Origin of the sequence: Rhodococcus indonesiensis, assembly GCF_047782815.1 — a bacterium.
In the GTDB taxonomy this organism is placed as follows: Bacteria; Actinomycetota; Actinomycetes; order Mycobacteriales; family Mycobacteriaceae; genus Rhodococcus; species Rhodococcus indonesiensis.
This window is the reverse complement of the sequence record NZ_CP180630.1, coordinates 2,676,611-2,696,199: the sequence shown is the minus strand read 5'-3', so window position 1 is coordinate 2,696,199 and position 19,589 is coordinate 2,676,611. Positions and strand designations below refer to the sequence as shown.

The 19,589-nt window shown below is 73.7% G+C and carries 21 protein-coding genes and 2 tRNA genes; 16 read left to right on the top strand and 7 right to left on the bottom strand.

All coding sequences use genetic code 11. The annotated features are described in order from the left end of the window. Positions 1-34 precede the first annotated feature (34 nt). Together ACM26Y_RS12665 and ACM26Y_RS12660 are read right to left on the bottom strand one after the other, a co-directional pair. A complete protein-coding gene (locus tag ACM26Y_RS12665; RefSeq protein ID WP_416063569.1) occupies positions 35-715 on the bottom strand; it encodes a histidine phosphatase family protein in 681 nt (226 codons plus the stop codon). Between the two features lie 55 nt (positions 716-770). Beyond that, positions 771-1,616 (bottom strand): undecaprenyl-diphosphate phosphatase, encoded by an 846-nt coding sequence (locus tag ACM26Y_RS12660; RefSeq protein ID WP_289382244.1) that lies wholly within the window; start codon positions 1,614-1,616, stop codon positions 771-773. 191 nt (positions 1,617-1,807) lie between these two features. On the opposite strand from ACM26Y_RS12660, the gene ACM26Y_RS12655 reads away from it, so the two are divergent. From ACM26Y_RS12655 to ACM26Y_RS12635, 5 genes are all read left to right on the top strand, one after another. Further along, entirely contained in the window at positions 1,808-2,746 is a 939-nt protein-coding gene (locus ACM26Y_RS12655; RefSeq protein ID WP_003934904.1) for an aldo/keto reductase, read from the top strand. Positions 2,747-2,848: 102 nt separating this feature from the next. Beyond that, on the top strand, positions 2,849-3,523 hold the full coding sequence (locus ACM26Y_RS12650) for a heme oxygenase (biliverdin-producing) (RefSeq protein WP_003934906.1): 675 nt from the start codon (positions 2,849-2,851) through the stop codon (positions 3,521-3,523). Beyond that, positions 3,520-4,527, top strand: a complete 1,008-nt coding sequence (locus ACM26Y_RS12645; protein ID WP_416063568.1) for a heme/hemin ABC transporter substrate-binding protein — start codon at positions 3,520-3,522, stop codon at positions 4,525-4,527. Before ACM26Y_RS12650 ends, ACM26Y_RS12645 begins: the two co-directional genes overlap by 4 nt. Then, entirely contained in the window at positions 4,524-5,603 is a 1,080-nt protein-coding gene (locus ACM26Y_RS12640; RefSeq protein WP_003934908.1) for a FecCD family ABC transporter permease, read from the top strand. The genes ACM26Y_RS12645 and ACM26Y_RS12640 overlap by 4 nt, the downstream gene beginning before the upstream one ends. After that, positions 5,600-6,484, top strand: coding sequence for a heme ABC transporter ATP-binding protein (locus tag ACM26Y_RS12635; RefSeq protein WP_416063567.1), 885 nt, complete (start codon positions 5,600-5,602; stop codon positions 6,482-6,484). Before ACM26Y_RS12640 ends, ACM26Y_RS12635 begins: the two co-directional genes overlap by 4 nt. Here ACM26Y_RS12635 and ACM26Y_RS12630 read toward each other — a convergent pair. After that, complete coding sequence (locus ACM26Y_RS12630) at positions 6,437-6,784, bottom strand: hypothetical protein (RefSeq protein WP_416063566.1); 348 nt, start codon at positions 6,782-6,784, stop codon at positions 6,437-6,439. The two genes, ACM26Y_RS12635 and ACM26Y_RS12630, sit on opposite strands and share 48 nt — an antisense overlap. Positions 6,785-6,922: 138 nt before the next feature. Here ACM26Y_RS12630 and ACM26Y_RS12625 point away from each other — a divergent pair, with 138 nt between their 5' ends. The 3 genes from ACM26Y_RS12625 to ACM26Y_RS12615 are packed head-to-tail and all read left to right on the top strand — an operon-like array spanning position 6,923 to position 9,305. Then, positions 6,923-7,933 carry a hypothetical protein gene (locus ACM26Y_RS12625; protein WP_416063565.1) on the top strand — a complete coding sequence of 337 codons (1,011 nt, stop codon included), beginning with the start codon at positions 6,923-6,925 and terminating at the stop codon, positions 7,931-7,933. Next, positions 7,933-8,193 carry a DUF5703 family protein gene (locus tag ACM26Y_RS12620; protein ID WP_017682199.1) on the top strand — a complete coding sequence of 87 codons (261 nt, stop codon included), beginning with the start codon at positions 7,933-7,935 and terminating at the stop codon, positions 8,191-8,193. The genes ACM26Y_RS12625 and ACM26Y_RS12620 overlap by 1 nt, the downstream gene beginning before the upstream one ends. A 41-nt stretch (positions 8,194-8,234) precedes the next feature. Further along, complete coding sequence (locus ACM26Y_RS12615; protein ID WP_416063564.1) at positions 8,235-9,305, top strand: quinone-dependent dihydroorotate dehydrogenase; 1,071 nt, start codon at positions 8,235-8,237, stop codon at positions 9,303-9,305. 107 nt (positions 9,306-9,412) lie between these two features. Here ACM26Y_RS12615 and ACM26Y_RS12610 read toward each other — a convergent pair whose 3' ends face one another. Beyond that, on the bottom strand, positions 9,413-9,946 hold the full coding sequence (locus ACM26Y_RS12610; RefSeq protein ID WP_003934914.1) for a YbhB/YbcL family Raf kinase inhibitor-like protein: 534 nt from the start codon (positions 9,944-9,946) through the stop codon (positions 9,413-9,415). Positions 9,947-9,975: 29 nt separating this feature from the next. Beyond that, positions 9,976-11,337 carry a M20/M25/M40 family metallo-hydrolase gene (locus ACM26Y_RS12605; RefSeq protein WP_416063563.1) on the bottom strand — a complete coding sequence of 454 codons (1,362 nt, stop codon included), beginning with the start codon at positions 11,335-11,337 and terminating at the stop codon, positions 9,976-9,978. A 113-nt stretch (positions 11,338-11,450) separates the two neighbouring features. Here ACM26Y_RS12605 and ACM26Y_RS12600 point away from each other — a divergent pair. Next, a tRNA-Leu gene (locus ACM26Y_RS12600) sits at positions 11,451-11,536 on the top strand. A gap of 188 nt (positions 11,537-11,724) precedes the next feature. Beyond that, a tRNA-Leu gene (locus tag ACM26Y_RS12595) sits at positions 11,725-11,810 on the top strand. Positions 11,811-11,904: 94 nt separating this feature from the next. Here the strand turns inward: ACM26Y_RS12595 and ACM26Y_RS12590 are convergent. Further along, a complete protein-coding gene (locus tag ACM26Y_RS12590; RefSeq protein WP_003934916.1) occupies positions 11,905-12,129 on the bottom strand; it encodes a PLDc N-terminal domain-containing protein in 225 nt (74 codons plus the stop codon). A 146-nt stretch (positions 12,130-12,275) separates the two neighbouring features. Between ACM26Y_RS12590 and ACM26Y_RS12585 the strand changes: the two genes are divergently transcribed. The 6 genes from ACM26Y_RS12585 (at position 12,276) to ACM26Y_RS12560 (ending at position 18,572) form a co-directional block, all read left to right on the top strand. After that, positions 12,276-13,718 carry an SDR family oxidoreductase gene (locus ACM26Y_RS12585; protein WP_003934917.1) on the top strand — a complete coding sequence of 481 codons (1,443 nt, stop codon included), beginning with the start codon at positions 12,276-12,278 and terminating at the stop codon, positions 13,716-13,718. 139 nt (positions 13,719-13,857) lie between these two features. Further along, positions 13,858-14,253 (top strand): universal stress protein, encoded by a 396-nt coding sequence (locus tag ACM26Y_RS12580; RefSeq protein WP_003934918.1) that lies wholly within the window; start codon positions 13,858-13,860, stop codon positions 14,251-14,253. Positions 14,254-14,300: 47 nt separating this feature from the next. Next, positions 14,301-14,672 (top strand): DUF2784 domain-containing protein, encoded by a 372-nt coding sequence (locus tag ACM26Y_RS12575; protein WP_416063562.1) that lies wholly within the window; start codon positions 14,301-14,303, stop codon positions 14,670-14,672. A 25-nt stretch (positions 14,673-14,697) separates the two neighbouring features. After that, positions 14,698-15,942: a saccharopine dehydrogenase family protein gene (locus ACM26Y_RS12570; RefSeq protein WP_416063561.1), complete on the top strand. Its 1,245-nt coding sequence runs from the start codon at positions 14,698-14,700 to the stop codon at positions 15,940-15,942. A 287-nt stretch (positions 15,943-16,229) separates the two neighbouring features. After that, positions 16,230-17,180, top strand: coding sequence for a sulfite exporter TauE/SafE family protein (locus ACM26Y_RS12565; protein WP_289379110.1), 951 nt, complete (start codon positions 16,230-16,232; stop codon positions 17,178-17,180). 12 nt (positions 17,181-17,192) lie between these two features. Next, positions 17,193-18,572 carry a CoA transferase gene (locus ACM26Y_RS12560; protein WP_416063560.1) on the top strand — a complete coding sequence of 460 codons (1,380 nt, stop codon included), beginning with the start codon at positions 17,193-17,195 and terminating at the stop codon, positions 18,570-18,572. On the opposite strand, the gene meaB is transcribed toward ACM26Y_RS12560, so the two are convergent. Next, positions 18,569-19,588 carry a methylmalonyl Co-A mutase-associated GTPase MeaB gene (meaB, locus tag ACM26Y_RS12555; protein WP_003934923.1) on the bottom strand — a complete coding sequence of 340 codons (1,020 nt, stop codon included), beginning with the start codon at positions 19,586-19,588 and terminating at the stop codon, positions 18,569-18,571. The genes ACM26Y_RS12560 and meaB overlap by 4 nt on opposite strands. Position 19,589: the final 1 nt, after the last annotated feature.

The following is a 19,589-nucleotide window of genomic DNA, read 5'->3' as shown; positions in this document are numbered from 1 at the left end:
CTCGTTGTCGTATCCATCCGGTGTCGCTCCCCCATTATCCGCCGCGTGGGGCCACCTCCCCGCCGGGCGCGGGCGCCGGTTGGGCGGGCGGTGCGAGCCCGGACAGGTCCGCGCCGGTGTCGTTGACGCGCAGCACGAACGGACGGGTCTCGGTGTAGCGGACGACGCTCAGGGACGCGGGCTCGGCGACGATGCGCTGGAAGCCGTCGAGGTGCGTGCCGAGCGCGTCGGCGAGGACGGACTTGATGACGTCGCCGTGGGTGCAGGCGATCCAGACGACGTCACCCCCGTGGGCGGCGGCGAGACGGTTGTCGTGTTCGCGGACGGCGGTGACGGCGCGGGCCTGGACCTGCGCGAGGCCTTCGCCGTCGGGGAACACGGCGGCCGAGGCGTGCTGCTGGACCACCTTCCACAGCGGTTCCTGCAGGAGTTCGCCGAGTTCGCGGCCGGTCCACCGGCCGTAGTCCACCTCGACGAGGCGGTCGTCGACGAGGGGAGTCAGGCCGCGGTCGGCGGCGAGGGGCGTCACCGTCTGGTGGCAGCGCAGCAGCGGCGAGTGCACGATCTCGGCGATGGTGAGGCCGGCGAGCCGCGCGACGAGGCCTTTGGCCTGGATGTGGCCGACCTCGTCGAGTTCGACGCCGGGGGTGCGTCCGGCGAGGACCCGGGAGGTGTTCGCCGTCGAGCGCCCGTGCCGCAGCAGGATGACCGTCATGAAGCCAGCCTAATGGGCCGGGCGCCCGACGAGCGGGCCCGGCGGGGTCGCGGTCTCAGGTGGCCGAGATGGTGCCGGTGGCGAGCAGGGCCAGGACGAGGGCGCCGAGGGCGATGCGGTAGCCGACGAACCAGTACATCGAGTGGTCGACGACGAACTTGAGCAGCCAGGCGATGGAGGCGTAGCCGACGGCGAACGCGACGGCGGTGGCGACGAACAGCTGGGCGCCGGAGGCATTGAGGCCCTCCCCCGCGGGTTCGAACGCGTCCGGGAGGCTGAACAGGCCGGACGCGACGACGGCGGGGATGGCGAGCAGGAACGAGTACCGGGCGGCGGCCTCACGGTTCAGGCCGAGAAACAGGCCGGCGCTGATGGTGCCACCGGAGCGGGACACTCCGGGGATCAGGGCTAGGGCCTGCGCGGAGCCCATGACGATGCCGTCGCGGAGGGTGAGTTCGTCGAGCTTGCGGGTCTTGCGGCCGTAGCGTTCGGCGGCGGCGATGACGAGGGCGAACACGATGAGCATGGTGGCGATGAGCCACAGGTTGCGGGCGCCGGTGCGGATCTGGTCCTTGAACAGGAAGCCGAGGACGCCGACCGGGATGGTGCCGACGATCACGTACCAGCCCATGCGGTAGTCGAGGTCGCTGCGGTGTTCGCGGTGGGCGAGGCCACGGAACCAGGCGGCGACGATCCGGACGATGTCCTTGCCGAAGAAGACCAGGACGGCGGCCTCGGTGCCGAGCTGGGTGACGGCGGTGAAGGAGGCACCGGCGTCGGTGCCGAAGAAGATCTCGGAGACGATCCGCAGGTGGCCGGAGGACGAGATCGGCAGGAACTCGGTCAGGCCCTGCACGAGACCGAGGACGAGGGCCTGCAGCCAGGTCATGGATTCGCCGATCACGCGGCGACCTCCGGGTGCTCGTGGGGACGGTCGCCGGGGGTGGGGTCGATTTTCACCTGGGCGAGGGTACGCGGCGCGGCGGAACGGTTTCCGCGGCCTCGCGGCACTAGGGTGCTGAGTCAGGGGCGGCGGTCGCGGTGACGGCGGCTCGACCCCGTCGGTCGGATCGTGACGAGGCGCGGGCGGATATGGAACACAGAACGGTGGGTGCGAGCGGGCTGCGGGTCTCGCGGCTCGGCCTGGGCACCTTGAGCTGGGGACGCGGCACGGACGGGGACGAGGCCGCAGCGCAGCTGTCGGCGTTCGTCGATGCCGGCGGCACCCTGGTCGACACCTCCCCCGCCTACGGTGACGGGGTGGCGCAGCGGATCCTGGCGGAGCTGCTCGACGACGTGGTGCCGCGCGATCAGCTGGTGGTGTCCGGCAGCTCGGGCATCGACACGTCGAAGGTCGGGGCGGGGCGGGTGGACTGCTCCCGCGCGGGTCTGCTCACGCAGCTCGACCGCACGCTGCGGGACCTGGGCACCGACCATCTCGATCTGTGGCAGGTGGCGACGTGGGATCCGCGGACGCCGGTCGACGAGGTGGCGGCGGCGCTGGAGTTCGCGGTGACCAGCGGCCGCGCCCGGTACGTGGGGGTGCGCGGATACCTGGGGTGGCAGCTGGCGACGGCCGCGTCGGTGGCGACGCGGCACGCGCCGCTGGTGGGGACGCAGGTGGAGTACTCGCTGCTCGCGCGCGGGGTCGAGGAGGAGCTGATCCCGGCGGCCCTGCACCACGGGGTGGGGGTGTTCGCGGCGGTGCCGCTGGCCGGCGGCGTGTTGACGGGCAAGTACCGCGACGGTATCCCGGCGGACTCGCGGGGCGCCGACGACCTGCACACCGAGGAGGTGCGCAGCTATCTGACCGAGCCGGCGGCGCGAGTGGTCGAGGCGGTGGCGACGGCCGCGGACGGGCTCGGGACCTCCCCGCTGGCGGTGGCGCTGGCGTGGGTGCGGGACCGGACGGGGGTGGCGTCGACGGTGGTGGGGGCGCGGGATCTCGCGCAGCTGACCGGGGTGCTGGTGGCGGAGGAGCTGGAGTTGCCGGCGGCGATCGCGGCCGCGCTCGACGACGTCAGTGCGTGACGTCGGGCACCTGGGCCTGCAACCCGGCGGCGGAGTCAGGTTAGCCTGTGGTCGAGGTCGGTGCACCGGCACCGGACGGCGGGCACGAGGAGGGACCGGTCGATGACCGCGATCGAGGCCGCGGGGTTCGCGGAACGGCTCCGCCGGGAGACCGCGCAGGCGCACAGCGACACCGAGAACGCGCAGTTCGTCACCGAACTGCTGGCCGGCCGGCTCACCCGGCAGGGGTATGCGGCGCTGCTCGCGCAGTCGTGGTTCGTCTACGAAGCGCTCGAGCGGGTCGGCCGCGGTCACGCGGATGACCCGATCGCCGGGCCGTTCCTGGACGACGCGTTGCTGCGCACGCCGGCGCTCGAGGCGGACCTGACGTTCCTGCTGGGCCCGCGCTGGCGGGAGACGATCGCGCCGCTACCCGCGGCGCAGCGGTACGTCGCGCGGCTCGAGCAGGTGGCCGCGGTGCGCCCGGAGGTGTTCCTGGCGCACCACTACCTGCGGTATCTGGGGGATCTGTCGGGTGGTCAGATCATCCGGCGCATGCTCGAGCGGGCGTACGGGCTGGACCGGGACGGGTTGCGGTTCTACATCTTCGACGACATTCCCAAACCCAAGCCGTTCAAGGACGCCTACCGGGCGAAGCTGGACGCGGCGCCGCTCGACGAGGAACAGCGGCGCACGGTGATCGACGAGGCGAACCTGGTGTTCGGGCTCAACGGTGACCTGTTCGCCGACCTGGCCGCCGAACTGGACCGGTACCGCACGACCGCCGCCCTGCCATGACGCGACGCGGCAGCTACGCGTTCCTCGCCGCGGTGCTCGCGCTCGCCGCGGCGCTCGCCGGGTGTTCGACCGCCCCGACCGGGAGCGGGACCGGGGCGCGCACCGCCGTGGTGGGCGATCCGAATCCGCGGCCGATCGCGGAGGCTCCCGTGCCGGCGCTGCCGGTGACGGTCCGCGGCGTCGACGGGGTCGAGGTCACCGTCACCGACGCCTCCCGCATCGTGACGGCCGACCGGTCGGGCACCCTCGCCCAGACCGTGTTCGCGCTCGGTCTCGGGGACCGGCTGGTGGGACGGTCGACGGCGAGCTTCCCCGCCGTCGAGCAGGTGCCGAACGTCACCCCCGGCGGGCACGGGCTCTCGACGGAGGCGATCTTGGCGCTGGCCCCGACGGTGGTGCTCACCGACACGTCGGTCGGGCCGTTCGCGGTGCAGGAACAGTTGCGGGCCACCGGGGTGCCCGTGGTGTTCGTCGACCCGCGCCGCACCCTGGCGACCGTGGGCGAGCAGATCCGCTTCGTCGCCCGGGCGCTCGGTGTGCCCGCGGCGGGTGAGGCCCTCGCGCAGCGCACCGGCGACGAGATCGCCGCGGCCCGCGCGGCGGTGCCGGACGACGGTGCGCCCCCGACGGTGGCGTTCCTGTATCTGCGTGGGTCGGCGATCAAGATGCTCGGCGGTCCCGGGTCGGGCGCGGACGCGCTCGTCGAGGCGCTGGGGGGCCGCGATGCGGGCACCGTCGCCGGCCTGACGTCCGAGTTCACCCCGATCACCAGCGAGGCGATGATCGCCGCCGCCCCGGACGTGATCTTGATCATGACGGAGAGCCTGGCCTCCGTGGGCGGGCCGGAGGGTCTCGCCCGGCTGCCCGGCGTCGCCCAGACCCCGGCCGGGCGCGACGGCAACATCGTCGACATGGCCGACTCGGTGCTGCTGGGCTTCGGCCCGGACACCGGCCGGGTGCTCGCCGCGCTCGCCGCGGCGCTCTACCCGGCCGCGCCGGCATGAGCGCCGTCGACTCCCCCGCCCCCGTCCGGCTGCCCGCCGCCCACCGCGGCCGCACCGCGACGGTGGTCGCCGGTCTGACGGTCGCCCTGGTGGTGCTGGCGGTGCTTTCGGCGTGCCTCGGGCAGGTGCCCACCTCACCGGCCGAGGTGGTCGGCAGCGTGCTGCACCGCCTCGGGCTCGACCTCGGGCCGCTGCCGGCCCATCCGGCCGGCGAGGTCACCCTGTGGGAGGTGCGGTTCCCGCGGGTGGTGCTCGCCGTCCTGGTGGGGGCGTCGCTGGGCTGCGCGGGCGCCCTGCTGCAGGGTGTGTTCGCCAATCCGCTCGCCGAGCCCGGGGTGATCGGGGTGTCCGCCGGGGCCGCCGTCGGCGCGTGCGCGGCGATCGTGCTGGGCGGGGCGTTCACCGCCGGGTGGGCGCTGGCAGGTGCCGCGTTCGTCACCGGGCTGCTGACCACGACCCTGGTGTACGTGCTGTCGCGGTCCGAGGGCCGCACCGAGGTGGTCACGGTCATCCTCACCGGGGTGGCGGTCAACGCGTTCGCCGGCGGGCTGATCGCCCTGTTCACGTTCGTCGCCACCCCCGCCGCGCGCGACCAGATCGTGTTCTGGCAGCTCGGCAGCCTGGGTGGGGCCACGTGGGAGGTCGTGTCGGTGGTCGCGCCGCTCGCGCTCGGCGGCGTCGTCGCGGCCGTCGTGCTCGCCCCGAAGCTGGACCTGCTCTCCCTCGGCGAGCACGTCGCGCGCCACCTCGGCGTCGACGTCGAGCGGGTGCGGCAGGCCGCGATCGTCGTCGTCGCCGTCCTGGTGTGCTCCGGGGTGGCGTTCACCGGCATCATCTTGTTCGTCGGGCTCGTGGTGCCGCATCTGGTGCGGATCGCGCTGGGGCCCGCGCACCGCGTGCTGATCCCGGCCGCCGCGTTGTGCGGCGCGGTGGTGCTGCTCGCCGCGGACCTCGGCGCCCGCACCCTGGTGCCGAACGCGGACCTGCCGCTGGGCATGCTGACCTCGCTGGTCGGTGGCCCGGTGTTCTTCTGGATGCTGCGCCGCACCCGGGCACGCCAGGGCGGCTGGGCGTGACGCCGCGGCCGTGGCCGGACCGGCAGGTGCCCACCCGCGCCGGGCAGGGCGCGGTGACGCTGCGCGCCGAGCAGGTGGCCGTCCGCCGCGGTGACCGCGTCGTCCTCGACGGCGTCGACCTCGAGGTGCGGGTCGGGGAGGTGCTCGCGCTCGTCGGACCCAACGGCGCCGGCAAGTCCACCCTGCTGGCCGCGCTCGCCGGCGATCAACCCGTCGCCGCGGGCGCGGTGACGGTCGGCGACCGCCCCCTGGCCGAGTTCTCGGCCGCCGCCCTGGCGCGACGACGGGCGGTGCTGCCGCAGCAGCACGCGGTGGGGTTCGCCTTCACCGCGCTGCAGGTGGTGCGGATGGGCCGGGCGGCCTGGGCGCGCACCGAACGCAGCCGGGACGACGAGGCGACGGTGGCCGCGGCGCTGACCGAGGCGGACGTCACGCACCTGGCGCACCGGCCGTTCCCGGCCCTGTCCGGTGGTGAGCGGGCCCGGGTGGCGCTGGCGCGGGTGCTGGCGCAGGACACCCAGACGCTGCTGCTCGACGAACCCACCGCGGCCCTGGATCTGGGTCATCAGGAGACGGTGATGCAGGTGGTGCGCCGCCGCGCCGACGCCGGCACGGCCGTGGTGGTGGTGCTGCACGATCTGAATCTGGCCGCGGCGTACGCGGACCGGGTCTGCGTGCTCGCCGCGGGCCGTGTCGCCGCCGACGGCCCGCCCGCGCAGGTGCTGACCGGGGAGCTGCTCACCCGCGTGTACGACTACCCGGTGCGGGTCCACCGACATCCCGAGACCGGCGCGCCGCTGGTGCTGCCGCTGCGGGCCGGCGACGCGGCGGCGTCACCGGCCGGGCAGCCATCCGAGCAGGCGGTCGAGCCACGTCGGTGACCGGCACGGCCGGGCGCGGGCGACGGTGTCCCGCACGGCCGCCGCCACGCTGCGTTCGTCGCCGAGGTCGATCTCGGCGACCGACGCCCGGGCCCGGGCGATCACGTCCGCGGCGGTGGGCACGGTGGACGCGCCCGCGGGCCGGTACACCTCCACCCGCAAGGTGGCGCGGCGCACCCGGAACGAGAACGGCCGGCCCTCCTCGGTGCGACCGAACCCGTGCGCGTGCACACCCGGGCTGAGGTATTCGACGACGAAGCCGTCGGCGGGCCGGTCGGCGGAACCGGTGGGCCAGGTCACATCGGCCTCCTGGCGGGGGTGAGGGTGGACGAGGCGGCTGCGGCGCCGCCGCGGCGATCAGGAACACTGGGGGTCGGGTGCGCCGCCGGCGACGGTGCCGCACGCCACCGACCCCGGGCGACAACGAGGAGCGAGACGATGGGCAGACCGGCAGCACGTGCGACCGCCGCGGCGGTGGGGTTCGCGTTGGCGCTGGTCACCGGGTGTTCCTCCTCGAGCAGCGGCGACAGTCTGCCCACCATCGACCCGGCGACACCGGCCGTGGCGCCGGAGCCGGCCGTCCCGCCGGCGGGAACGGTGCAGGCGCTCGGCCGCGCTGTCGATGCCCTCGCCGTCGATCCTGGCACGAGTACGGTCGCCGCGCTCGCCGGCGACGGGTCGCGGCTGCTGCTGCTGGGGGCCGCCGACCCGGCGGCAGCGCCCCGCGAGGTCGACCTGCCCGCTGCGGCGGTGACCGTGCTTCCCGGTGCCGACGGGGAGGTCCTCGCCCCCGGTCCCGGCGTCGTCGCCCGGGTGGATGTGCGGTCGGGCACCGTCACGGAGGTGCCGGTCGACGGGGAGGCCCGCTCGGCGGCCGTGCTGGCGGACGGGCGTCTGGCCGTGGGCACCGCGGCCGGCGTCACCCTTCTCGTCGACCCGGCGTCGGGTGCGACGCAGACCGTTCCCGGCCTGGCCTCGGTCGACGCGCTCGCCGCCGTGGGCTCGGAGCTGGCGGCGCTGGACCGTCGCCAGACGTCGCTGACCGAGGTCGATGTCGCCGACGGTGATCTCGGCCTGGCGTTGCGGGCCGGGGAGGGTGCCACGCAGCTGGCCACCGACCCGTTCGGCCGGGTGCTGGTCACCGACACCCGGGGTGGGGAGCTGCACGTGTACACGCTCGATCCGCTGGTGCTGCGCCAGCGGTATCCGGTGCCGAACGGCCCGTACGGCGTCGCCTACGACAGCGCGAACGACCTCGTGTGGGTCACTTCGACCGGGAGCAACGAGGTCGTCGGCTACGATCTGTCGACCGGGATTCCGCAGGAGCGAGGCCGGTACGCGACGGTGCGGCAACCGAACTCGGTGGTGGTCGACACCGCCGGCGCCGTCCTGGTGATCGGATCCGGGACCGGGGACGGGCTGCAGAGGATCCCGATCGGGGGTGTGTGATGGCAGGTCCACGCGATGTGGGCGGCCGGTGGACGCGGATGCCGGTGGGCTGGGACACCAGCAACGACGAGTACGACTACGTGCCGCTGCGGCTGCCGCGCGACGTCTCGCGAGTCAGCGCGTCGCTGCGCCTGGCCATCCAGGCCGAATTCCACGGGTGGGAGCTGACGCGGGTGCGGCTGTATCCCGACGGCAGCCGCCGGGTGCTGCTGCGCCGCCGCAAGACCGGCCACCACGTGCCCGAACCCACCGTTCGTTGACGCCGACCCCGGGCGCCGCCCGGGCCAGCAGGGAGTGTTCCGTGTATCGCTTGTTCCTTCGACTGCTGTTCCTGCTGCCGCCGGAGCGGATCCACCACCTCGCGTTCACGGCGATGCGGCTCGCGACCCGGGTCCCGCCGCTGCGGGCGCTGATCGCCAAGGTCCTCGTCGTCGACGATCCGGTGCTGCGCAACACGGTGTTCGGGGTGACGTTCCCGGCCCCGCTCGGTCTCGCGGCCGGCTTCGACAAGGACGCGGCCGGGGTGAACGCCTGGGGCCCCCTGGGCTTCGGCTTCGCCGAGATCGGCACCGTCACCGCCCAGGCGCAGCCCGGCAACCCGGCGCCCCGGCTGTTCCGCCTGCCCGCGGACCGGGCGCTGATCAACCGGATGGGCTTCAACAACCACGGCGCCGGGGAGGCCGCGAACCGGCTGCGCACCCGGGTGCACACCGTCCCCATCGGCGCGAACATCGGGAAGACCAAGGTGGTCGCGCCGGCGGACGCAGCCGAGGACTACACCGCGAGCGCCCGGCTGCTCGGCCCGCTCGCCGACTTCGTCGTCGTCAACGTCTCGTCCCCCAACACCCCCGGGCTGCGCGACCTGCAGGCGGTCGAGTCGCTGCGGCCGCTGCTCGCGGCGGTGCTGGACACCGTGCACGTGCCGGTGCTGGTGAAGATCGCCCCCGACCTGTCCGACGAGGACATCGACGCGGTCGCCGACCTCGCCGTCGAACTCGGGCTGGCGGGCATCGTCGCCACCAACACCACCATCCGGCGGGACGGGTTGCGCACCGATCCCGCCCTGGTCGCGGAGATCGGCGCCGGCGGGCTGTCCGGTCCCCCGGTCGCGCAGCGCTCCCTCGAGGTCCTGCGCCGGCTGCACGCGCGGGTCGGGGACCGGCTGGTGCTGATCTCGGTCGGCGGCATCGAGACCGCCGAGCAGGCCTGGGAGCGGATCCTCGCGGGCGCGTCGCTGGTGCAGGGCTACACCGGTTTCATCTACGGCGGACCGTTCTGGGCGCGCCGCATCCACAAGGGCCTCGCCCGGAAGGTGCGGGCAGCCGGGTTCGCGTCGATCGGCGACGCGGTGGGCGCGGGCGTCCGCGTCTGATCCGCCGCGCCCGGAGCGGCGGGCCGGCACACACCGCCGGACAGGCACACCCGTCCGGCGGTGTGTGCCTGTCCGTTTCCGGCGCGGAGGCGATCCGCCGAACGGGTCTACTGCTCGAACGTGCCGTGCAGCGTCGCGCGCGCGATCGCGTGCGAGAACACGTTGAATCCGAGGAACGCCGGGGTCGAGTCGGCGCCGACCCCGTCGAGGGTGTCCACGTCGAGAGCGTGCACGGCCACGATGTAGCGGTGCGGGCCGTGCCCCTGCGGCGGGGCCGCGCCGAGGAAGCGATGCAGGCCGCCGTCGTTCTTCAGGGTGACCGCGCCCTCGGGCAGCCCGGAGCCGGTGTCGTCGCCGGCTCCCGCGGGCAGCGATGTCACCGAGGCCGGGATGTTCGCCACCGCCCAGTGCCAGAACCCGGACGCGGTCGGCGCGTCGGGGTCGAACATCGTGACGACGAAGCTCTTGGTTTCGGGGGGAAAGCCCGACCACGACAGCTGCGGGGAGACGTCCTGCCCGCCGGGCACCCCGAAGATCCCGCTGGCCTGTTCCGGCTTCAGCGGGCGACCGTCGGTGATGTCCTCGCTGGTGAGATCGAAGGTGGGCAGGTCGGGCAGCGGCGCATACGGGTCGTGGGCCATACCGGTCCTTTCTCTGGGTGCTGGTGTGCTCAGGCGTGCAGCAGGAAGTGTTCCATGACACGGGTGCCGAAGCGCAGCGCGTCGACCGGGACACGCTCGTCCACCCCGTGGAACAGCGCGGCGAAGTCCAGTTCCGGGGGCAGTTGGAGCGGGGCGAACCCGAAGCAGCGGATGCCGAGCTTGGCGAAGGCCTTCGCATCCGTGCCGCCGGAGAGCATGTAGGGCACGGTCCGCCCGAGGGGGTCGTGGGCCAGGATGGCCGCGTTCATCGCCTCGACGAGGTCACCGTCGAATGTGGTCTCGTACGAGTCGAGGTCGGTGATCCATTCGCGGGTGACGTCCGGGCCGATCAGGTCGTCGACGGCGCGTTCGAACTCGGCGCGCCGGCCCGGCAGGATGCGGCAGTCGACGACGGCCTGCGCCGTCTGGGGAATGACGTTGGCCTTGTACCCGGCGTCGAGCATCGTCGGGTTGGCGGTGTCGCGCAGGGTGGCGCCGACGATGCGGGCGATGGACCCGAGTTTGGCGAGGGTGCCGTCGAGGTCCGGCGAGGCCGGATCGAAGTCGAGTCCGGTCTCCTCGGCGACGGCGGCGAGGAACTCGGCGACCGATTCGGTCAGCACGAGCGGGAAGGTGTGCGTGCCGAGGCGGGCGACGGCCTGGGCGAGGACGGTGACGGCGTTGTCCTCGTGCAGGAACGAGCCGTGGCCCGCGCGGCCCTTGGCGGTCAGCCGCATCCAGCCGAGACCCTTCTCGGCGGTCTCGACGAGGTAGAGGCGGCGTTCGCCGCCGTCGCGGCGCGGCACGGTCAGGGAGAACCCGCCGACCTCGCCGACGGCTTCGGTGATGCCGTCGAACAGGTCGGGGCGGTGCCGCACGAGCCAGTGGCTGCCGTAGGTGCCGCCGGCCTCCTCGTCGGCGAGGAACGCGAAGACCAGGTCGCGGGGCGGCACGATGTTCTCGGCCTTGAAGCGGCGGGCGACGGCCAGCATCATCCCGACCATGTCCTTCATGTCGACCGCGCCGCGCCCCCACACGTAGCCGTTCTCCACGGCCCCGGAGAACGGGTGCACGCTCCAGTCCGCCGGTTCGGCGGGCACCACGTCGAGGTGCCCGTGCAGCAGAAGCGCACCCCGGGACGGGTCGGCACCCGGCAGGCGGGCGAACACGTTGCCGCGGCCGGGAGCGCCGGATTCGACGTACTCGGTGGTGTAGCCGACCTCCTCGAGCCGTGCCGCCACCCACATCGCGCAGTCCCGTTCACCGCGGGTGGTGGCCAGGTCTCCGGTGTTGGAGGTGTCGAAGCGGATCAGCTGCGACACCAGGTCGACGACTTCGGCCTCGGCGCGGGATCCGCCGGCCGGCTGGGCGGGATTCGATGTTGTGGACACGGTCCCCTGTCTACCATCGATCCCGGCAAACCCGCAGGTGGGCGGGGCGATTTGGGCGCCGCGACGTGGTGGGTTACTCTTTCACAGCGCCCACGGACGTGGGAGCGGAGCAGGTCCGAGTGGCGGAATGGCAGACGCGCTAGCTTGAGGTGCTAGTGTCCTATTAACGGACGTGGGGGTTCAAGTCCCCCCTCGGACACTCTGAGTTGAGACAGACGGCGAAGGCCCCGAACCGAGCAGGTTCGGGGCCTTCGCCGTTGCCGCGCCGGGCGCCGCCGGATCGTCGCCGCGTCCCGGAGCCGGCCGAGCCGTCGACCAGCGGATTGGGACGGTGCGCCCGGGTAGGTTACGCTGAAACGGCACCCGCGGAGCGGGGAGCATCAGCATGTCCGAGTGGCGGAATGGCAGACGCGCTAGCTTGAGGTGCTAGTGTCCTATTAACGGACGTGGGGGTTCAAGTCCCCCCTCGGACACTCCGAGTCGAGACAGCCGCCGAAGGCCCCGAACCGAGCAGGTTCGGGGCCTTCGCCGTCCACGGGCGGCGCTTCGCCGCCCGCGGCGGGTGGCTCAGCCGATCCGGCCGCGGCGGAAGTACGTGATCGGGCCGATCCAGTTCACCGCGATGATCGCGGCCCATTTCGCCTTGCTGCCCGCGACCCGATCCGCGGGGCGCCGCGCCAGATCGACCCATGCCGTCGCGGCGAGCGAGAGCTGCACAGCGGCGAGGGTGAGCACGAGTGTCTGCTGCGCCGGGGTCAGGTCGCGGAACTTCCGGCGGCGCCGTGCGGTCATCGTCGTCTCCTTGGGTCGAGGATTGCTTGCACCCCGAGCCTGCCAGGTTCGCGGCGTCGCGGGCAGAGCCACAGGTCCCACGAGGTCGGCCGGCGTCGCCCGCCCGATACCATCGGTCCGTACCGCCCCACACGACGAACAGGCCCATGACTTCGCACACCGACGCGTCGGGTATCGACCCGGCCGACCTCGCCACCTGCCTCCGCGTCCTGTCCCTCGTGGGTGAGCTCGACGCCGACCACCCGGATTCGGTGACGGTGCAGCGCGCCGTGGGGCACATGTTCAAGAAGCTCAAGCGGGCGCGCCGCAACGAGGCCCGCCGGGCCAAGGTCGCCGCGGACCGGCAGGTGCTCGCGACGACGGCGACCGGCTCGCCCACCCGCATCGACGACGAGACCGCCGGGATCGCGTTGAGCTCGAACGCGCCGGGTGCGAGCGCGGGCACGCTGATCCGGCCGCGAGCCTGCTACGTGTGCAAGGACAAGTACACCCGCGTCGATGCGTTCTACCACCAGCTGTGCCCGCGCTGCGCCGCGGAGAACCACGCGAAGCGGGACGCCCGTACCGATCTGACGGGGCGGCGTGCGCTGCTCACCGGCGGCCGCGCCAAGATCGGCATGTACATCGCGTTGCGGCTGCTGCGCGACGGTGCCCACCTGACGATCACGACCCGTTTCCCGAACGACGCGATCCGCCGCTTCGCCGCCATGGAGGACAGCGCCGACTGGCTGCACCGCCTGCGGATCGTCGGCATCGACCTGCGCGACCCCGCCCAGGTCGTGGCCCTGGCCGACGACGTGGCCGCGCAGGGTCCGCTCGACATCCTCGTCAACAACGCCGCCCAGACCGTGCGCCGCTCCCCCGGCGCGTACTCCGCCCTCGCCGAGGCCGAGTCCGGGCCCCTGCCGGCCGGCCCGCGGCCGGAGGTGCTCACCTTCGGCAAACCCTCGGACGCGCACCCGGCCGCGCTGGCCGGGTCGCTGCCGTCGCAACTGACCGCCGAGTCGCTCACCTCGCTCGCGCTGGTGGCCGGGTCGGCCACGCCCGACCGGATCGCCGCCGGTGTCGCGGTCGACGCCGGGGGGCTGCTGCCCGATCTGGTGCACACCAACAGCTGGGTGCAGACCGTCGGCGAGGTCGAGCCGCTGGAACTGCTCGAGGTGCAGCTGTGCAACTCCGTGGCGCCGTTCATCCTGGTCAACCGGCTACGGCCGGCGCTGGCGTCCTCCCCCGCCCGCCGCACGTACGTGGTGAACGTCTCGGCGATGGAGGGGCAGTTCGCCGGGCGCCGGTACAAGGGGGCCGGGCATCCGCACACCAACATGGCCAAGGCCGCGCTGAACATGCTCACCCGCACCAGCGCCGAGGACCTGCGCGCCGACGGGATCCTCATGACCGCCGTCGACACCGGCTGGATCACCGACGAACGGCCCCACCACACCAAGCTGCGCCTGGCCGAGGAGGGGTTCCACGCCCCGCTCGACCTCGTCGACGGCGCGGCCCGCGTGTACGACCCGATCGTGCAGGGCGAGGCGGGGGTGGACCTGTACGGCTGCTTCCTCAAGGACTACCGCCCGGCTCCGTGGTGACCGCGTCCGGCAGGCCGGGTGAGATCCATCCGACACGTCCGCGCAGGTGGAGACCAGTTCCACACCGCCGGGAGCGACCGGGGCGTCCCGGGGCGGGGATACTGGAGGGCACACGCCGTCACCGCCTCCGGAGGACCCCATGCCCGTTGCCGTAGTCCACGCCGACACCCCGGAAGGACACGCCGCACTCACCGCGGCCGCCCGCGAGGCGGCCCACGGCGACGGCACGACCCTCGTGCTCGTCGCGGTCGACGACGACGGCGCGTCCGGGCAGCGCGAACTCGACTCGGTCCGCGCGGACGTCACCGCCACCCTGGGTACCGACGGGTGGGAACTGCGGACGGCGGTGCACGACGGGGACCCGGTCGCCGCGCTGGTCGACCTGGTCGAGCGCTCCGGCGCGGAACGTCTCGTGGTGGGCAGCCGCGACCGCAATGCACTCGGCAAGTTCCTGCTGGAACGGCGCCTGCAGCGGTTGCTGCTCGAGGCGCCCGTGCCCGTCCTGGTCGTCAAGGGCACCGACGCGGACGAGTAGTCGTCCGGAACGGCCGCTGCCCCGCCCGATCCGGATAGGCTGGCGGTATGGCGTACCGGCTGTTGGCCGACGTCACCGTGGCCGTGCACCTGGCCTTCCTGCTGTATGTGACGTTCGGTGGTTTCCTGGCGTGGCGGTGGCCCCGCACGCTGGCGCTGCACGTGGTGGCGGTGGTGTGGGGGTTCGCCACCGTCCTCGCCGGATTCGACTGCCCGCTCACCGATCTGGAGAACTGGGCGCGCCGCCGCGCCGGGATGGAGGGTCTGCCGCCGAGCGGGTTCATCGACCACTACCTGACCGGGGTGATCTACCCCGACTCGGCGGTGGGACTCGTGCGGGCCGCCGTCGCGGTGACCATCGTTGTGTCCTGGTTCGGGTGGTGGCTCCGGCGCCGCCGTGTGACCCGCGTCGCATCCTGACTTACCCGGCAGTAGGGTGTGGCGCATGACTGCCTCCCGCGATCTCGACATCGTCGTCTACGGCGCCACCGGCTTCGTCGGCCGGATCACCGCCGCCTACCTCGCCGAACACTCCCCTGGCGGGGTGCGCATCGCCCTGGCCGGCCGCTCCCGCGCCCGTCTCGAACGCATCCGCACCGAGCTCGGGCCCGCCGCGCAGGCCTGGCCGGTACTCGAGGCGGACGCCGGCGACCCGCAGTCGCTCGCCGCGCTCGCCGCCCGCACCCGCGTGGTGGTCACCACGGTCGGCCCCTACGCCAAGTACGGGCTGCCGCTGGTCCAGGCCTGCGCCGAGGCGGGCACCGACTACGTCGACCTCACCGGCGAGGTGCTGTTCCACCGCGAGAGCATCGACCGGTTCGACGACGTGGCCCGGCGCACCGGCGCCCGCATCGTGCACTCCTGCGGATTCGACTCCATTCCCTCCGATCTCGGCGTGCACGCACTGCACCGGGCCGTGCAGGCGGACGACGCCGGGGATCTGACCGACACGACGCTGGTGGTGCGGGCCATGCGCGGCGGCGTCAGCGGCGGCACGATCGACTCGATGCGCACCCAGGTGGACGCGGTACGCCGGGACGGCGCGGCCCGCAAGGTCGCCCTCGCCCCCTACTCGCTGTCGCCGGACCGGTCCCGCGAACCCGACCTCGGGCGCCAGAACGACCTGGCGACCGTCGACGGCGGGTCCGTCGCGCCCGAACTGTCCGGCCGGCTCGCGCCGTTCTTCATGGGCCCCTACAACACGCGGGTGGTGCGCCGCAGCAACGCGCTCACCGGCTGGGCGTACGGGCCGCGCTTCCGCTACCGGGAGACGATGAGTGTCGGTTCGTCGCGGCTGTCGCCGCTCGTGGCGACCGGTGTCGCCGCGGGCTTCGGCGCGTTGGTGGCGGGACTGGCGTTCCCCCCGACCCGGTTCGTGCTCGACAAGCTGCTGCCCGCGCCGGGACAGGGCCCGTCCGAGTCGGCCCGCGAGCGCGGCTTCTTCACCATCGACCTCTACACCACGACGAGCACCGGTGCCCGCTACAGCGCCCGCGTCGCCGCCCAGGGCGACCCCGGCTACAAGGCGACCGCGGTGATGCTCGGCGAGTCGGCACTGTCGCTGGTCCTCGGCGGCGACCGCCTCCACGCCGGGGGCGGGGTGCTCACCCCCGCGGCCGCCTTCGGGGACGTGCTGACCGACCGGTTGCGCGGCGCCGGATTCGAGATCACGGCCCGGCGCCTGCCGTGACCGCGGCGGCGCCGTCGCGGGAATCGGCGACACGCCGCCCGATGACGGCGCCACCGCGCGCGACCGGCTATGCTCGGACGGATCGTCGCATGAGCGGCGAACGGCAGACCGGTGAAGGGACACGAACGTGCAGACGACGAGCATCGCGGCGGCTCCGGCCACCCTGCTCGCGTTGATGGCGTTCTGGCCCACCCGACGGGGCGCGTGCTTCGACCAGGAGTGTTGCTGAGCGGCGTGCGCCGCCTCTCCCCTCCCCGGTTCGCTCCTTCGTGGTCGGAGTCTTCTGCATGTTCGCTCTTCTGGTGTTCACGCTCGTCGGTATCGGTGCGCAGCTCGTCGACGGGGCCCTCGGCATGGCCTTCGGGGTCACGGCCACCACCTTGTTGATCTTCAGCGGCATCGGTCCCGCGCATGCCAGCGCCGCCGTGCACCTCGCCGAGGTCGGCACCACCCTCGTCTCCGGTGCCTCGCACTGGCGGTTCCGGAACGTGGACTGGGGGGTGGTCGCGAAGCTGGGCGTGCCCGGCGCGTTCGGCGCCTTCCTCGGCGCCACGGTGCTCTCGAGCCTGTCCACCGAGGCCGCGATCCCGGTGACGTCGACGATCCTGCTCGCCATCGGTGTCTATGTGGCGCTGCGGTTCTCGGTCCGGCCACCCGCCGTCGCGCACGCCCGCACCTCGCCGCACTCGGCGAAGTTCCTGTCCCCCCTCGGCTTGTTCGGCGGGTTCATCGACGCCAGCGGCGGCGGCGGATGGGGGCCGATCACGACCAGCACCCTGCTCTCCCGCGGCAAGACGGCCCCCCGGACCGTGATCGGCTCGGTCAGCGCCTCCGAGTTCCTCGTCGCACTCGCCGCGAGCATCGGCTTCCTCATCGGTCTCGGCCGGGAATCGCTCGGCAACCTGCTCGTCGTGGCCGGTCTCGCCCTCGGCGGGGCCATCGCCGCCCCGATTGCGGCGTGGCTGGTCAGCCGGGTACCGGCCACCCTGCTCGGCACCGCGGTCGGCGGCGTCATCGTGCTGACCAACGCGCAGAAGCTGTTCACCTCGTTCGAGATCTCCGCCACGGCCACCACGCTGCTGTACCTGCTGATCGTGGCCGGCTGGATCGCGCTGCTCACGGTCTCGTGGCGCCGCTCCCGGCTCACCCGGGCCGAATCCGCCGGTGCCCTCGAGCGCCTCGAGCCGGCCCGCCCCGAACTGCGGGAACCGGCCGCGGACGGCCGAGCACCGTTCTAGGCTCGGCGCACGATGCGCCCCCTCGCCCTGCTCGACACCTACGGTGCCGCTCTCGCCGCCGCCGGCCTCGATGTCCCGGTGGAGCCGGCGCCCGGCATCCACTGCGCCCCGGCCGGGCGGTTCCTCCCCGCCCGGCTGCCGGTGGCCGACCTCGCCACGGGCGCGGTGGCGGCATTCGCGGCGGCCGCCGACCGCTACCGCCGCACCCAGGGACTCGCTCCGCAGGGGGCGCGGCTCGACCCGGAGCGGATCGCCGCGTCGTTCGCCGGGGACCGGATGCTGCGCATGGCCGGCCGGCCCGTGCCGGGGTTCGCGGCGCTGTCCGGGTTCTTCCCCGCCGCCGACGGGTGGGTGCGCACCCACGCGAACTATCCGCATCACCGGGCGCGCCTGCTCCGCGCCCTCGAACTGCCCGACGACACCGACCGGGCCGGCTGCGCCGCCCGGCTGCGGCAGCTGCCGGCGGCGGCGGTCGAGGACGCAGCCGCCGGGCACGACGCGATCGCGGTGCGGGTGCGCACCGAACACGAGTGGGCCACGAGCCCGCAGGGCCGGGCCGCGGCGGCGGGCCCGCTGGTACGGATTCTCGCGCGGGACGACACCGCCGACCGGACCGTCGCGGGCGACGACCCGGCGCGGCCCCTGGCCGGGCTCCGGGTGCTGGACCTGACCCGGGTGATCGCCGGGCCTGTCGCGGCCCGCGCGCTGGGCCTGCTGGGAGCGGAGGTGCTGCGCATCGATCCGCCCGCTCTCGCCGAGATCCCCTGGCAGCACGCCGAGAACGGGCAGGGCAAGCGCACGGCGCTGCTGGACCTGCACGCTCGTCCCGGCCGGGAGACGTGGCGCCGCCTGCTCGCCGACGCCGACGTGCTGCTCACCGGCTACCGGCCCGGGGCGCTGGACGCGCTGATCGGGGCGCCCGGCACGATCCGGCCCGGTCTCGTGCACGGCCGGGTGTGCGCGTGGGGATGGTCCGGGCCGTGGGCGGACCGCCGCGGCTTCGACTCGATCGTGCAGGCCGCGTCCGGGATCGCGGTGGCCGAGGGCGACTGCGACGCGCCCGGCGCGCTGCCGGTGCAGGCGCTCGACCACGCGAGCGGTTACCTGCTGGCGGCCGCGGTGCTCGATGCGCTGGCCGCGCGGCACCGGGACGGGCGGGGCCGCGACGTGGCGGTCGCGCTGGCCCGCACCGCGGCGTGGCTGCTGCAGGCACCCGGCCGGGACCCGCACCCGCCGCCGGTACCGGCACGTCCCGGGCCGCGGACCGTGGCCACGCACGCGGCGGTGACCACGGCCCGGCCCGCGCTCGCCGAGTACCCGGACTATCCGTTCCCGGCCCGCGCCTGGGGTGGCGATCCGGCGGCCTGGGTGGTCCAGGGCCTCGGTGGCTAGGGTGCGGCGTCGAACGCGTCGAGGATCTGCTGGGCGGCCAACGCTGCGGTGAGCGAGCCGTCGCGCACGGCGCGTTCGACGTCGCCACGGAGCGCACGCACCCGGGGGTTGGTCTCGAGCCGGCGCAGCAGCTGGTCGTGCACCATCGTCCAGGTCCAGTCCACCAGCTGGCGGCGCCGGTTCTCCTCGAACAGGCCCGCCTCGGTGAGGACCCGGCGGTGCTCGAGGACTTTGTCCCAGAACGTGTCCAGGCCGGCGCCCTCGAGGCCGCTCATGGTGATCACCGGCGGCTTCCACACCGCGTCGTGCGGATGCACGAGCCGCAGGGCCCCGGCCAGCTCCCGCGCCGCGACCCGCGCGTCGCGTTCGAACGGGCCGTCGGCCTTGTTCACCGCGACCAGGTCGGCGAGTTCGAGCACGCCCTTCTTGATGCCCTGCAGCTGGTCACCGGTGCGGGCGAGGGTCAGGAAGGTGAAGCAGTCCACCATGTTCGCGACGGTCACCTCGGACTGCCCGACCCCGACGGTCTCGACGAGGATCACATCGAACCCGGCGGCCTCGAGCAGCACCATCGTCTCGCGGGTGGCCTTGGCCACGCCCCCGAGGGTGCCGGCCGTCGGGGACGGCCGGATGTAGGCGTCGCGCTGCACCGACAGCCGCGCCATACGGGTCTTGTCACCGAGGATGGAGCCGCCGGTGCGGGTCGACGACGGATCCACCGCGAGCACCGCCACCCGGTGCCCCTTGCCGAGCAGGTACATGCCCAGCGCATCGATGAAGGTGGACTTGCCGACGCCGGGAACGCCGGTGATGCCGACGCGCATCGCGCCGCCGGCCTTCGGGAGCAGGCGCAGCAGCAGCTGCTGCGCCTGTTCCCGATGGTCGTCCCGGGTGGACTCGACGAGGGTGATCGCCTTCGCCAGCCCGGCCCGCCGGTTGGCGAGGACGTCCTCGGCGAGGGCGTCGACGTCGACCGCGGGCCGGCGGGTGTGACTGTCGACCGGGGTGCTGCCCATT